Source organism: Chitinophaga sp. SVR4-12A (genome assembly GCF_056754765.1).
Genome location: NZ_JBPGWP010000001.1, coordinates 5,470,698 through 5,484,543, shown reverse-complemented (window position 1 = coordinate 5,484,543; position 13,846 = coordinate 5,470,698). Strand labels below are relative to the sequence as shown.

At 49.6% G+C, this 13,846-nt stretch carries 13 protein-coding genes and 1 pseudogene; all 14 read right to left on the bottom strand.

Features of this window, described 5'->3' with window-relative positions:
* Positions 1-85: 85 nt before the first annotated feature.
* The 14 genes and pseudogenes from ACR9Y8_RS22330 to ACR9Y8_RS22265 all read right to left on the bottom strand — a co-directional run bounded on the left by ACR9Y8_RS22330 (position 86) and on the right by ACR9Y8_RS22265 (position 13,786).
* Positions 86-1,528 (bottom strand): complex I subunit 4 family protein, encoded by a 1,443-nt coding sequence (locus ACR9Y8_RS22330; protein WP_481215471.1) that lies wholly within the window; start codon positions 1,526-1,528, stop codon positions 86-88.
* Between the two features lie 21 nt (positions 1,529-1,549).
* Positions 1,550-3,448, bottom strand: coding sequence for an NADH-quinone oxidoreductase subunit L (nuoL, locus tag ACR9Y8_RS22325; protein ID WP_481215470.1), 1,899 nt, complete (start codon positions 3,446-3,448; stop codon positions 1,550-1,552).
* Between the two features lie 50 nt (positions 3,449-3,498).
* Positions 3,499-3,816 (bottom strand): NADH-quinone oxidoreductase subunit NuoK, encoded by a 318-nt coding sequence (gene nuoK, locus ACR9Y8_RS22320; RefSeq protein WP_149841774.1) that lies wholly within the window; start codon positions 3,814-3,816, stop codon positions 3,499-3,501.
* Positions 3,817-3,868: 52 nt separating this feature from the next.
* Positions 3,869-4,366 (bottom strand): NADH-quinone oxidoreductase subunit J family protein, encoded by a 498-nt coding sequence (locus ACR9Y8_RS22315; RefSeq protein ID WP_481215469.1) that lies wholly within the window; start codon positions 4,364-4,366, stop codon positions 3,869-3,871.
* Positions 4,367-4,373: 7 nt separating this feature from the next.
* Positions 4,374-4,883: an NADH-quinone oxidoreductase subunit NuoI gene (nuoI, locus tag ACR9Y8_RS22310; RefSeq protein WP_481215468.1), complete on the bottom strand. Its 510-nt coding sequence runs from the start codon at positions 4,881-4,883 to the stop codon at positions 4,374-4,376.
* A gap of 25 nt (positions 4,884-4,908) precedes the next feature.
* Positions 4,909-5,864 (bottom strand): annotated as a pseudogene (nuoH, locus tag ACR9Y8_RS22305) (NADH-quinone oxidoreductase subunit NuoH).
* Between the two features lie 108 nt (positions 5,865-5,972).
* A complete protein-coding gene (locus ACR9Y8_RS22300; RefSeq protein ID WP_481215467.1) occupies positions 5,973-7,070 on the bottom strand; it encodes an NADH-quinone oxidoreductase subunit G in 1,098 nt (365 codons plus the stop codon).
* 24 nt (positions 7,071-7,094) lie between these two features.
* Positions 7,095-8,456 carry an NADH-quinone oxidoreductase subunit NuoF gene (gene nuoF / locus ACR9Y8_RS22295; RefSeq protein ID WP_481215466.1) on the bottom strand — a complete coding sequence of 454 codons (1,362 nt, stop codon included), beginning with the start codon at positions 8,454-8,456 and terminating at the stop codon, positions 7,095-7,097.
* Between the two features lie 15 nt (positions 8,457-8,471).
* Positions 8,472-8,963: an NADH-quinone oxidoreductase subunit NuoE gene (gene nuoE / locus ACR9Y8_RS22290; protein ID WP_481215465.1), complete on the bottom strand. Its 492-nt coding sequence runs from the start codon at positions 8,961-8,963 to the stop codon at positions 8,472-8,474.
* Positions 8,964-8,982: 19 nt separating this feature from the next.
* Positions 8,983-10,197 (bottom strand): NADH-quinone oxidoreductase subunit D, encoded by a 1,215-nt coding sequence (locus ACR9Y8_RS22285; RefSeq protein ID WP_481215464.1) that lies wholly within the window; start codon positions 10,195-10,197, stop codon positions 8,983-8,985.
* A gap of 112 nt (positions 10,198-10,309) precedes the next feature.
* Positions 10,310-10,813 carry an NADH-quinone oxidoreductase subunit C gene (locus tag ACR9Y8_RS22280; RefSeq protein WP_481215463.1) on the bottom strand — a complete coding sequence of 168 codons (504 nt, stop codon included), beginning with the start codon at positions 10,811-10,813 and terminating at the stop codon, positions 10,310-10,312.
* Between the two features lie 34 nt (positions 10,814-10,847).
* A complete protein-coding gene (locus ACR9Y8_RS22275) occupies positions 10,848-11,411 on the bottom strand; it encodes an NADH-quinone oxidoreductase subunit B (RefSeq protein ID WP_481215462.1) in 564 nt (187 codons plus the stop codon).
* A gap of 52 nt (positions 11,412-11,463) precedes the next feature.
* The gene (locus ACR9Y8_RS22270; RefSeq protein WP_481215461.1) at positions 11,464-11,838 is read right to left on the bottom strand and encodes an NADH-quinone oxidoreductase subunit A; all 375 of its coding nucleotides are present in this window, start codon (positions 11,836-11,838) and stop codon (positions 11,464-11,466) included.
* Positions 11,839-12,028: 190 nt separating this feature from the next.
* Positions 12,029-13,786 (bottom strand): tetratricopeptide repeat protein, encoded by a 1,758-nt coding sequence (locus ACR9Y8_RS22265; RefSeq protein ID WP_481215460.1) that lies wholly within the window; start codon positions 13,784-13,786, stop codon positions 12,029-12,031.
* Positions 13,787-13,846 lie beyond the last annotated feature (60 nt).

Genomic DNA, 13,846 nt, shown 5'->3' with positions numbered 1-13,846 from the left:
CATATTCCTTATTTACAAGTATCCCTTCAAAGTTTACTATACGTCCTGACAGGCCATGGACTACGGACCATGGACTATGGACTTTTTACTTAACAATATTAGCCAGCAACATTTGCGAAGTATTGTTCACCAGCTCCAGCATAGGCTTCGGATAAAAACCCAGGAACAGGATCACTACCACAACAAGGCTGAGCGCTACCAGCTCTGTATTCTGCAGATCGGTAACGGTAGACGTAAGCGTATTGCTTTGCCCGAAGATCACTTTCTGCAGCATATTCAGTGTATACACAGCAGCCAGTATGATACCCAGACCAGCTACCGCCATTACCCATACATTATACTGGAACAAGCCGCTGAACATCAGGAACTCTCCTATAAAACCATTCGTGAGCGGCAGCGCAATATTCGCCAGGGCGATGATCACCAGGAAGATGGCCATACGCGGCGCATAGGAGGCAATACCGCCCATCTCTTCCATGTTCTTAATGTTCAGTCTTTGCTGGATGATCTCCACTACGATCCACAAACCGATGATGTTTATACCGTGGTTGAACATCTGTACCTGCAAACCCTGCAGGCTCTGATCATTATGTGCAAAGATGGAAGCGCTCATCAGGCCGATGTGCGCGATAGAGGAGTAAGCGATCAGCCTTTTAAGATCTGTTTGCACAATGGCAATGCAGGAGGCGTAAATAATACCGATCACAGATAATACGATCGCTACATCAGACCACATATATGCGCCCTGCGGCAGTACGGGCAGTAGCCAACGGATGATCCCGAAGAGGCCCATTTTCACCATCACCCCGGAAAGGATCATGGTCACCGGCGTGGGAGACTGCTCGTAAGTATCCGGCTGCCAGGTATGGAAAGGGAAGATCGGCATCTTGATGGCGAAGGCCACAAACAGCAGCCAGAATAACCAGGACTGCTCCTGCGCAGGCAGGTTCAGATTGGTGAAGGAGGTGTAGCTGAAAGATTTATCAGGAGACTGCAGGTAGAGGTAGATGATACCCACCAGCATCAGCAGCGATCCTGTAAAAGTATAGATGAAGAATTTAAAGGTAACGGGTATACGTTTTTCGCCGCCCCACATAGAGCAGAGGAAGTATACCGGGATCAGCGCCAGTTCCCAGAAAACGTAGAAGAGCATAGCGTCATAGGCAGTGAATACCCCTACCAGCCCTGCCTGGGATAACAGCATCAATCCGTAGAAGCTGCCCGGCTTTTCGTAATTACGGTTGTAGATCGTGATAAAGACCAGGAGAAAAGCAATAGCCGTCAGCAAACAAAGCATGGCGCCCATGCCATCCAGGCCAACCTGGAAGCGGGCTCCCAGCTGCGGGATCCAGGGAACGCTCAGCTGCAAAGCTTCAGGAGCGGTCTGGAACTGTACCAAGGCGCCTGCCACTACTGCTAAAGACGCCAGGGATGATATCAGGCCCAGCACTTTAGGTCCTGATCCCTTAAGGCCAAACGTAAGCAGGCCGGTTATCAAAGGGATCAATATTAGTAAAACTGTCAACATAATTTTTCGTTCGCTTGTCTATTATAACAACAATCCTATCACAAATAATACGATAATACCTATTACCATGGCAAATACATAGAAGCCTACCTGGCCGTTCTGCAGGCGGCGGGCTTGCTGGCTGCCCCAGGTTACGCCGCGACCTGCGCCGTTCACCAGCCTGTCTATACCACTTCTCTCCAGTGCATCCTGGAAAAAGCGGGATAACATGCCCAGGGGCTTTACGATCACCGCATCATACAGTTCATCCACATACCACTTGTTTTCCAGCACTTTGGCCAGACCGGTGTTCTCTTTACCTGTATCTGTATATTTTGCATATTGACTGCGGGCAATGAATATAAAGATGATCACCAGCACGCTGCTGAGGCCCATCAGGATCCATTCCATGCTGTGCTCCAGGTGATGCGCTTCTGCAAAAGGCGCAGAACCCGCAAACACAGGCGACAGGTATTCTGCCAGCATATGTTTTACCCCAAACACTTCCGGCAGGCCGATATAACCACCTACGATAGACAGCAGGGCCAGTATTACCAGCGGGATGGTCATCGCAGCAGGACTTTCATGCAGATGATGCTCCTGCTCATGCGGACCTCTGAAGCTGCCGCTGAAAGTGATGTAGTATAAACGGAACATATAGAAAGCGGTCATCAATGCACCAGCCAGGGCCAATACATACATGACCTTATTCGCAGCAAAGGTGTGGGCCAGGATCTCATCTTTAGAGAAGAAGCCAGACAGACCAGGGATACCCGCGATTGCCAGGCAACCTACCAGGAATGTCCAGTGAGTGGTAGGCATGTATTTCTTCAGTCCACCCATCTTACGGATGTCCTGCTCTCCGCCCATCGCGTGGATCACAGAACCGGAACCAAGGAACAACAGGGCTTTGAAGAAAGCGTGTGTCATTACGTGGAACACGGCCGCTGTATAAGCGCCTACGCCCAGGGCCAGGAACATATAACCGAGCTGGCTTACAGTAGAATAGGCCAGCACTTTTTTAATATCATTCTGCTTGAGGGCAATGGAAGCCGCCAGCAGGGCAGTCACCAGGCCAATAATCGCCACTACGGTCTGGATATGCGGCACCAGGGAATACAACACATTGCTGCGGGCCACCATATAGATACCAGCTGTCACCATCGTAGCAGCGTGGATCAGCGCAGATACCGGAGTAGGGCCCGCCATCGCATCAGGCAGCCAGGTGTATAAAGGGATCTGGGCTGATTTACCCATAGCGCCTACGAACAGTAAGATGGCGATAGCGGCTACTGTAGCGTTGTTAAGGCCCATGGCTTTTGCTCCGCCAAATACATGAGAGAAGGTAACGCTGTTAAAATTCACTATCATGAAGAAAATGCCGAGCAGGAAGCCCAGGTTACCAATACGGTTCATGATAAAGGCTTTCTTGGCAGCATTATTATAAGATGTATTCTTGAACCAGAACCCGATCAGCAGGTAAGAGCAGAGCCCTACGCCTTCCCATCCAATGAACATCAGCACATAGTTGGCGCCCAGCACCAGTAACAGCATGGAGAACACGAAGAGGTTGAGATAAGCAAAGTAACGGGCGAAGCCTTCATTGCTTTCATCGTGCATATAGGCGGTGGAGTAGATATGGATCAGTGAACCAACGCCGGTAATGATCAGGAGAAACAGTGCACTCAGCTGGTCTACCTGGAAAGCAAATGGTATATGCAGACTGCCGGCTGAGATAAAGTCGAACAGTTCTATTGTCTGTCCGCCGAATCCGGGCTGCCTTACCTCCAGGAATATGAGCAGGCTCACTACAAACGCCGCCAGTATAACGCCGCTGCCTACAATACCCACCTGGGATTTCGATAAATATCGCCTTCCTAATCCATTAATCAGGAATCCTAATAATGGTAAAAATGGTACCAGCCAAACGAGATTGATCATTTATGAATTACGAATTACGAATTACAAATTAAGATTTGCTATATAACGCATCAGTTTTTCAGTCTGTTCAGGATATTGATATCCACAGAATGCGTGTTCCTGTATACCATCACGATAATGGCCAGTCCTACTGCTACTTCTGCCGCTGCCACCACCATGATAAAGAACACAAAGATCTGAGCGGCGGCCGCATCTATGCGGCCAGCATCTGCCCACATTTTCGAGAATGCAACCAGCAGCAGGTTCACGGCATTCAGCATCAGCTCGATGCACATGAAGATAATAATGGCGTTCCTGCGCATAAGCACTCCCATTACACCTATACAGAATAAAGCAATGCTAAGGAATATGTAGTATTGAACAGGCATGTATCAATGAATAATTAATAATTAAGAATTAATAATTAAGAGCCGTTGATGGTTAGTGCTCTTTCTTTCCGATTACAACGGCGCCTACCATTGCACTCAGGAACAATACGCTGCTTACTTCGAAAGGCACTACGTATTGGTTGAACAGCGTTTTACCCAGGTTGCCGATCAATCCTATTTCAGTAGCGCCGCGCTGCAGGGAAGGCATGCTGGCATCGCGAAGAGCGGCTACCAGTATCACCAGCAGGGTACCGCCACTGATGGCGCCTGCATATTTCAGCCAGTTGCGTTTCTGCGGTTCAATATCGGCGTTCAGGTTCATCAACATGATCACGAAAAGGAACAGTACCATGATCGCACCTGCATATACGATGATATGCACTACTGCGAGGAACTGTGCATTCAGCATTACATAATGCCCTGCTATTGTAAAGAAGGTAAGTATCAGGCATAACACGCTGGACACCGGGTTCTTACTCAGTATTACGCCCATGGCGCATACGAGGGATATTACCGAGAGGACCAGGAAAATGATTTGTTGCGTACTCATAAGCGTTTTAAACAGTTTGTTTTGCTTTGGGATCCGGGATCAGCAGGTCATCCTTGCCATATATAAAGCCTTTACGCTGGTAGTTAGCCGGCGCAAATGTTTCTGTCAGGTAGATGGCGTCTTTGGGGCATGCTTCTTCACAAAATCCGCAGAATATGCAACGCAGCATATTGATCTCATACCGGGCCGCGTATTTTTCTTCGCGGTACAGGTTTTCTTCGCCGGGTTTCCTTTCGGCTGCTTCCATGGTGATGGCTTCTGCAGGGCAGGCAACTGCGCATAATCCGCAGGCAGTGCACCTTTCGCGGCCTTCCTCATCACGGTTCAATATATGAAGCCCACGGAATACGGGGCTGAAGGGACGCTTTTCTTCGGGATAGCTCACGGTAGCTTTCTTCTGGAAGATATGCTTGAACGTGATAAGCATCCCTTTAAAAATAGCCGGTAGGTACATTCTCTCCCACAATGTCAGTGGCTTGCGGTCTACCGGTTGAACTCTGTTTGTTAATGCTTGCATGATAATTAGTTTGATTGTTCCTATTCTATCCCTGACGGTATAATACAATAGCGCCGGTAATCAACATATTCAGCAGTGCGAGGGGGATCATAATGTTCCAACCCAGGCGCATCAGCTGGTCATAGCGGAACCTTGGTATGGTCCAGCGTACCCACATAAAGAAAAACAGGAAGCAAATGATCTTTATAAACAGGGCCAGGAAGCCCAGAATTGTCACCAGGTTGGGGCTCAGTCCCAGGCTATCCATACCGGGGAAGCTGTAACCGCCGAAGTAGAGGCTTGCCATCAGCGCCGAGCTGATAAACATGTTAATGTATTCCGCAAACAGGTAGAAGCCCAGCTTCATGGAAGAGTATTCCAGGTGATAACCACCGTTCAGCTCATTCTCTGCTTCGGGAAGGTCAAAAGGAGTACGGTTACATTCTGCAAAGGCGCACACCATGAAGATGAGGAAGCCAAGGGGCTGGTACACGATGTTCCAGAGGCCATGGCGTTGCTGCTCTACGATGTCTTTCAGGCTCAGAGAACCGGTGAGCATCAGCAGGGCTATCAGTGAAAGGCCCATCGCCAGTTCGTAGGAAATGATCTGGGAAGCGGCGCGTACGGAAGCCAGCAATGAATACTTGTTGTTGGAAGCCCATCCGCCCAGCATGATGCCATAAACGCCGAGGCTCACTACACCGAAAATATACAGGATGCCTATATTGATATCTGCCACCTGCAGGGAGATCTCTTTACCTGCAATGGTAAGGGTATCGCCCCAGGGTATTACGGCGCTGGTCATACAGGCCACCAGCATGGCGAGCGAGGGGCCCATAATAAACAGGAAACGGTTAGCGGTACCGGGGATGATCCTTCTTTGAAAAAGAGCTTGCCGCCATCTGCCAGCGGTTGTAAAAGCCCCATAAAACCTGCCCGGTTAGGACCGCGCCTGTCCTGTATGATGGCTGCTACCTTTCTTTCTCCCCAGGTGGAGTACATTGCCACTATCAGCGACAGCGCCAGCACGCCTGAGATCAGCACCAGCTTTTCCAGTATAAAGAACCAGTCTATAGCCATATCTTCTATTAGGAATTACGAATTAATCAATTACGAATGTTGCCCATTAACTTTAAAATCATCCGAATGCGCAGGCCCGTCTATTTTAGACAGTTCTATGCCCGGCCGGTTCACTTCACTGACGCTGTGTATGTCCATCAGCAGTTTCGGCTGACGGCCATCCAGTACTTCTGTGATGGTTTCTTTCGGCTTCACGGTGCCCACGTAGTGACCCTGTGAGATAACGCTGTGGCGGTCTATCTTACGGGGGCCTTCGATGGTCCAGTCTTTTACCTCTTTGGTATCGAAGCGGCAGGTATCGCAGATGAACTCTTCTACTTCACCGTATTTGTCCTTACGGGCGGTTACGCGGAAGATCTCGTCGCCACGCATCCACAGTACGGTCTTACCGCAGCATTTGTCGCAATGACGATGTGCGTCCACTGGTTTCAGGAACCATACACGGTTCTTGAAACGGAATGTTCTATCAGTCAGGGCGCCTACGGGGCATACATCGATCACGTTACCGATGAAGTCATTGTCCAGCGCCTTCTGGATATAAGTGCCTATCTCCGCATGCTCACCACGGCCCAGCACACCGTGCTCGCGCCTGTTGGTCAGCTGATCAGCGGTGTACACGCAACGGTAGCAGAGAATGCAACGCGTCATGTGCAGCTTGATATTATCGCCAATATCTATCTGGTCGAAAGTGCGGCGTTTGAATTCGTAGCGGGTACCGTCTGCACCGTGCTCATAGCCCAGGTCCTGCAGGGAGCATTCGCCTGCCTGATCGCAGATGGGGCAATCCAGCGGATGGTTCAGCAGCAGGAATTCCACTACACCTTTGCGTGCATCCTGTACTTCGGGAGAAGTGATGTTGGCCACTTCCATACCATCCATTACGGTAGTACGGCAGCTGGCCACCAGTTTGGGCATAGGGCGGGGATCTGCCTCAGAGCCTTTGGTAACTTTCACCAGGCAGGTACGGCATTTACCACCGCTGCCCTGTAATTTCGAATAATAGCACATCGCCGGCGGCACAATATCTCCTCCTATCTGACGGGCAGCATTGAGGATGGTGGTGCCGGGCTCCACTTCCACAGAGATATTATCGATCTTGACCTTGAATAGTTTCTTTTCTTCAGCCATGTTTATTTTTTTAGAGCTGTGGCATTATACTGCAGCGGCAGCCACTGGTAAGGGATCTGCGTAATGTGCAATTCCATAATTACGTTTCAGACACTCGTCCGGGTTCAGCACATGCCATTCGAATTCGTCACGGAAGTGACGGATGGCGGCTGCCACTGGCCAGGCCGCAGCATCGCCCAGCGGACAGATGGTGTTACCTTCGATCTTACGTTGTATATCCCACAGCAGGTCTATATCACTCATTTTTCCTTTGCCATTCTCAATATTGGTCAGCACGCGTTTCATCCAGCCGGTGCCCTCACGGCAAGGGCTACACTGTCCACAGCTTTCATGATGATAGAAGCGGGCCAGTGACAAGGTATGGCGTACCACGCACTGATCTTCATCCAGCACGATAAAGCCGCCGGAGCCCATCATAGAGCCGGTAGCAAAACCGCCGTCGTTCAATCCTTCGTAGGTCATCATACGGGCTTCACCTTTCGCTGTTTTCAGCAGCAGGTTAGTGGGCAGGATGGGTACGGAAGATCCGCCGGGGATGCAGGCTTTCAGGCGTTTGCCATTGGCGATGCCGCCGCAATATTCGTCAGAATAAATGAATTCTTCTACAGTGATGTTCATTTCGATCTCATATACGCCCGGCTTGTTGATGTTGCCGCAGGCGGAAATGAGCTTGGTACCGGTTGATTTACCGATACCAATTTTGGCGTATTCCTCGCCGCCTATATTGATGATAGGCACTACGGCAGCCAGTGTTTCCACGTTGTTCACCACAGTAGGGCATTGCCACAAACCTTTTACAGCGGGGAAAGGAGGCTTGATACGGGGATTACCGCGTTTACCTTCCAGCGATTCTATCAATGCAGTTTCTTCACCGCAGATATAAGCGCCGGCGCCGCGTTGTACATATATTTCCAGGTCGAAGCCGGTGCCCTGGATGTTCTTACCCAGCCAGCCGTTCTGTTTGGCTTCTGCGATGGCTTCTTCCAGTATATCGGGGATCCAGGCGTATTCGCCGCGGATGTAGATGTAAGTACGGTTTGACCCTAGTGCGAAGCTGGAGATCAGCAACCCTTCTATCAGCAGATGGGGCAGGAACTCCATGAGGTAACGGTCTTTGAAAGTACCCGGTTCTGATTCATCTGCGTTGCATACCAGGTAGCGGGGCACTCCTTCGGGTTTAGCCAGGAAGCTCCATTTCATACCGGTGGGGAAGCCTGCGCCTCCACGGCCACGAAGACCGCTCTTCTTCACCTCTTCTACCACCTGCTCAGGGCTCATGCTTTTGAACACCTTCTCTGCTGCGGCATAACCTCCATTAGCCCGGTATGTATTGTAATACCGGATATTCTCAATATGTGCTTTGTCTAAAAGTAGTTTGCGTCCCATAGTTATTCAGGTTGGTTAGTTAGCTTTCGCCCTGCATTCGGCAATGATCGCGTCTACCTTTTCAGGGGTCAGATGTTCGCGGAAATGTTTGCCTAACTGCATCATGGGGGCGTATCCGCAGGCGCCAAGGCATTCTACCGTTTTAAGGGTAAAGAGGCCGTCGGCGGTGGTCTCTCCCACTCCAATACCCAGTTTCTTCTTTATATATTCAATGATCTGATCGGAGCCGTTCAGCATACAGGGGCCAGTCTGGCAAACCTCGAACAGGTATTTGCCCACAGGCTTCATGTTGAACATGCTGTAAAAGGTTGCTACCTCATACACTTCAATCGGCGTGATCTGCAGCAGGGAGGCCACGTAGTCCATGGTCTCCGGGCTGAGCCAGCCCCCAAACTCCTCCTGCGCCAGGTGCAGCAGCGGTATCAGCGCGCTTTTCTGTTTCCCGTCGGGATAGCGTGCGATGATCTCTTTTACTTTATTCAGTTTCTCTTCTGAAAATTGAATCATAACAGTTCTTTATTCTTCTTTATGCGTCCAGCTCTCCGGCTATCAAATTCAGGCTGCTCAGACAAATAATGGCATCGCTCAGCATGGCGCCTTTCACCAGTTCAGGATAGGCCTGATAGTATATGAAGCAGGGGCGCCTGAAATGCAGGCGGTACGGGCTGCGGCCGCCATCGCTGATGAGGTAGAAACCCAGCTCGCCGTTGGCGCCTTCTACAGCGTTGTACAGCTCACCCGGCAGTATATCAGATTCGCCCATGATGATCTTGAAGTGATAGATGAGCGCTTCCATTTTCGTATATACATCCTGCTTTTCCGGCAGGTAATAAGCAGGTACATCTGCGTGGTATACATCATCAGGCAGGCTTTTCAGCTTGTCCATTGCCTGGCGGATGATGCTGAGGCTTTGCCACATTTCGGCGTTACGCACCAGATAACGGTCGTAACAATCGCCGGTAGAGCCTACAGGGATCGTGAACTCGAAATCCTCATAAGAGCTGTAAGGATGCGCTACGCGTACATCGTAATCCACGCCTGCAGCACGCAGGTTAGGACCTGTGAAGCCGTAGCTCATCGCTCTTTCAGCACTGATGGGACCTACGCCGGTGGTTCTTTCCACGAAGATGCGGTTACGCGTCATCAGTGTTTCAAACTCTTTCAGCGCTTTGGGAAACCCGTCCAGGAATTTCTCTATTTTCTGGAAGGCAGCAGGCGTGAAATTTCTTTCAAAACCGCCGATACGCCCAATGTTAGTTGTTAAGCGGGAACCGCACACTTCTTCGTAGATCTCATATGCCAGCTCGCGGAATTGCATCAGGTAGAGGAAGCCCGTAAAAGCGCCGGTATCTACCCCTACCACACCATTACAGATCAGGTGATCTGTAATGCGGGCCAGCTCCATGATGATCACACGGAGATAGTCAACACGCTTGGGTGTTTTGATGCCCAACAGCTTTTCCACTGTCAGATGCCAGCCCATATTGTTGATGGGGGCAGAGCAGTAGTTAAGACGGTCTGTTAAAGGTGTGATCTGGTAGTAGGGACGGCGTTCCGCTATTTTTTCAAATGCGCGGTGAATGTACCCTACGGTAGATTCGGAATTCACCACACGTTCTCCGTCCATTTCCAGGATATTCTGGAACACACCGTGGGTAGCAGGGTGTGTAGGACCCAGGTTCAGCGTGGTGGTTTGCTTTTCTATAGAGCCTTGCGGCAGGTTTATATGTGGCTGCTCCATTGTCAATGAGTAATGAAGAATTAATAATTAATAATTGGACAGCCTGTATGCCAGTGGTATGCCTGCCTGATTTGCCAATTACTTAATTATTAATTATTAATTGTTAATTTATTTAGCGTCCAAACATCTCGTCATCCTTGTCAACGCGGGTCTGGTCTTCCAGCGGAAATTCCTTACGCATCGGGAAATATGTCATTTCATCTACGTTCAGGATACGTTTCAGGTTAGGGTGGCCTACGAATTCAACACCAAAGAAGTCGTAGGTTTCTCTTTCCATCCAGTTGGCAGACTCAAATAATTTAGTTGCTGTAAATACCTTAGGGGCTGCAACAGGGACGAAGATCTTCAAACGCAGCCTTACTTTTTCGCGGAAGTTATAAAGGTGGTAAACTACTGCCAGCTCAGCACCCGCCTGGTGGGGGTAGTGCACGGCAGTAAGGTCGGTCAGAAAACGGAATTGCAGTTCCTCATCATCGTACAGGAACTGCATTACTTTCAGGTTGAGGGCGGCCGGTGCGGCAAAGGACAATATTCCAAACGGTTCTTCGAAACTGGTCAATTCCTCTCCAAACTTTTCAACCAATCTTTGCTTTATATAGTCGTTTGTCAAAGACATCACGATTTTAGTTTAAATTTTATGTTGTGGGCGATTACTGGATACCGTAACTGTTCATCAAGTCCTTGTACCTCTCGGAGTGGCGGCGGCGCAGGCTTTCCTGGCCTACCAGCTCCTGTATCCTCATAAACCCGTCCAGGATTGCTTCCGGCCTGGGAGGGCAACCTGGAACGTAAACATCCACCGGTATTACCTGGTCGATACCCTGTAATACGGAATAAGTATCAAATACACCACCGCTACAAGCGCAGGCGCCAACGGCGATCACCCAGCGGGGCTCAGCCATTTGCAGGTATACCTGGCGCAGTACAGGGCCCATTTTCTTAGCGATCGTTCCCATTACCATCAGCAGGTCACACTGGCGGGGCGTAAACGCCATACGCTCAGCGCCAAACCTGGCCAGGTCATAGTGGGATGCTGCTGTAGCCATGAATTCGATACCACAGCAGGAAGTAGCGAATGGCAAGGGCCAGATAGAGTTCTTCCGCGCGGCGCCAATCGCCTTGTCGAAAGTAGTGGCAAAGAACCCCTCACCGGAATAACCTTTCGGTACTTCCACCATCTTCACCTTCTCATTAAATTGAACCGGACGTGCCATATATTAAGCCTCCAAAGTATTTTATACGTTTACAATAGCAGCATGCTGCTCCCTAATCTTCCCACTTCAGGGCGCCCTTTTTGATGATATAGAAGAAACCACCCATAAAGAATGCCACAAACATCAGCATGGCCAGGAATCCGTCCCATCCCAATTCCTTAAAATTAACCGCATAAGGATAGAAGAAGATCACCTCCACGTCGAACAGAACAAACAAAATGGCAGTCAGGAAATATTTGATGGCAACGGGTTGCCTTGCATTCCCGACCTGTTCAATTCCGCTTTCAAAGTTAATAAGTTTGTCGCTGGTTTTGCGTTTCGGGCCCAGATAGTGGGTGGCCACCATCGTAATGCCAACAAATCCCAGCGCAGCGATCAGCTGCAATACAATAGGGAAATAACTAAAAGGAGTGGTAGTTGCTGACAAAAGTTCAGTGTCTAAAAACATAAGCTTCCCAATAAAACGTTCTCGCGAATGTGCAAAAATACTGTAACAAACGGCAAAATACAAATCTATGAAGCGCTAAAATATTATCTTTTTTTACCAGACGGGAATTAAAAAACCCCGGTGGTATACCGGGGTTAGTAACTGTTATAATATCGTTAAAATATGCCTGCTATTGGCGGTTATTCTGGTTTGAGCGGCCGCCAGAGCCCGGTTTGGACTGCGATTTATTACTATTTGACAGGTTTTCCTTGATCTGTTTTACCGTCTGGTTGCTGGGATCAATGGCCAGCAGCTTGTTCATGTAGGTCTGCAGGTTGGTTTTATCGTCTTTATTATAGTAATACACCATAATGTAGGTATAAGCCCTTACCAGGCCTACTTTGTTCTTGCCCGGGTCTCCTTCTGCCATGGCCAGGTATTTCTCAAAATAAGGGACGGCAGCCCCTGTTTTCGCCAATTCGTCCTTGGCGGCGTTCACGTAGCCCCGCCAGTAATGCCCCGTCGTAATGTCAGGAAACTTCTCCGCAAGGACGCCAAAGGCAGAATCAGCCTTGTTCAGCATTACTGTGTCCAGCGGAGCCTGGCTACCAGCTGCCCGGAAATAGTTCTGACCTACGTTATAATAGTCTACCGCAGTGGGCGTTTCCTTCATCTCGGTCTTGATGTCGATCACGCGCTTATACCAGTCGGCAGCCTTATCAAAGGCTTCTGCATTGGCATAGGCCTTGGCCACGTCTTCGTAGCGGGTCACGTCCCTGGTGGTATCTGCTTCTGCATATTTCTCCAGGTACACCAGTCCCTGTTTATTGATGGCGGCCTGCTGGGCAGAATCTGAGGATTTTAAACGGGTGTAGATGTTACTTAACATCTTATAGTCGTTCAGCTCCAGTTTTTCGGGCGGTACTGTCTTTACATAATCATCCATGGTCTTCCGGGCGTTCAGGGAATCACCCTTCTGCAGGTAAGCATCTGCTATAAGGCGGGTGAATTTGCCTTTATAGGCATCATTTGCCTGCGGTATTACGCTTTGGGCTTTATTGATGGCCGCGTCATAATCCTTCTTATAGAAGGAGATGGCTGCCAGGTTATATTCATTTTCCAGCTGACCGGCGCCTGTACCCACCACTTCCATGTAACGCTGCAGGAATTTGGCAGCGTTTTCAAGGGAGAAGGTGTTCTTGGTGGGGGTGATATAGAACTGGTACAGCTCGTAATATGCGGGGCCGTAGTTGGGGTCCATGGTGGTAGCCTTTGTCCAGTCGTTCACTGCTTCCTGCAGCAACCTGGCATTGTAGTTCACCAGCCCTTGTTTCATAACAGCCTCAGCACGGTTGGGTTCCAGCTCCAGTGCTTTTTCGTAAGTGGAGATGGCTTTACCGCCATTTTCTCCTCCCAGCAGGCGATAGGCATCGCCTAGTTCGATATAGTCTGCTGCAACGGGTGTGTATTTCTTTTTCGCCTTAGTGTCGCCGTTCAGATTCAGCAGTTTCTGCATAACGCTTAACGCGTATCCGCGATCACCGCCTTTCACTTCGGTATTGGCGTCTGCAATGGCGCGGGCCACCTCGGCGTTGGTGCCCTGGGTAGCCAGGCTGGCGGATTCGAATTTCTGTTTAGCTGCTGCTGCATTGCCGTTGATCAGGTCTATACGCCCCATTCCCACCTGCAATAAGGGGGAAGAAGGTAATGCCTGCATGCCTTTCTGGAAGGCGGCAGCTGCGCCGGCGGTGTTTTCCAGGCCCAGTTCTGCCATACCGAGGTAGTAATATGCCCTTTCATCGGGTTTGGAAGCAACGATCTTTTCGAAAGTCTGCTTGGCGGATTGATATTTGTCGTAGTAGAGGTCTTTCAAACCATCTTCAATGGATTGGGCCAATAAGCCATTTGCAATGCCAAGCAAGGCTGCAATCATGATTAACTGTCTCATGCGCTTTCTGATTTTTTAGAATAACCAGTTTGTCCCTTTTTCTTTTTGCACTTATACTAA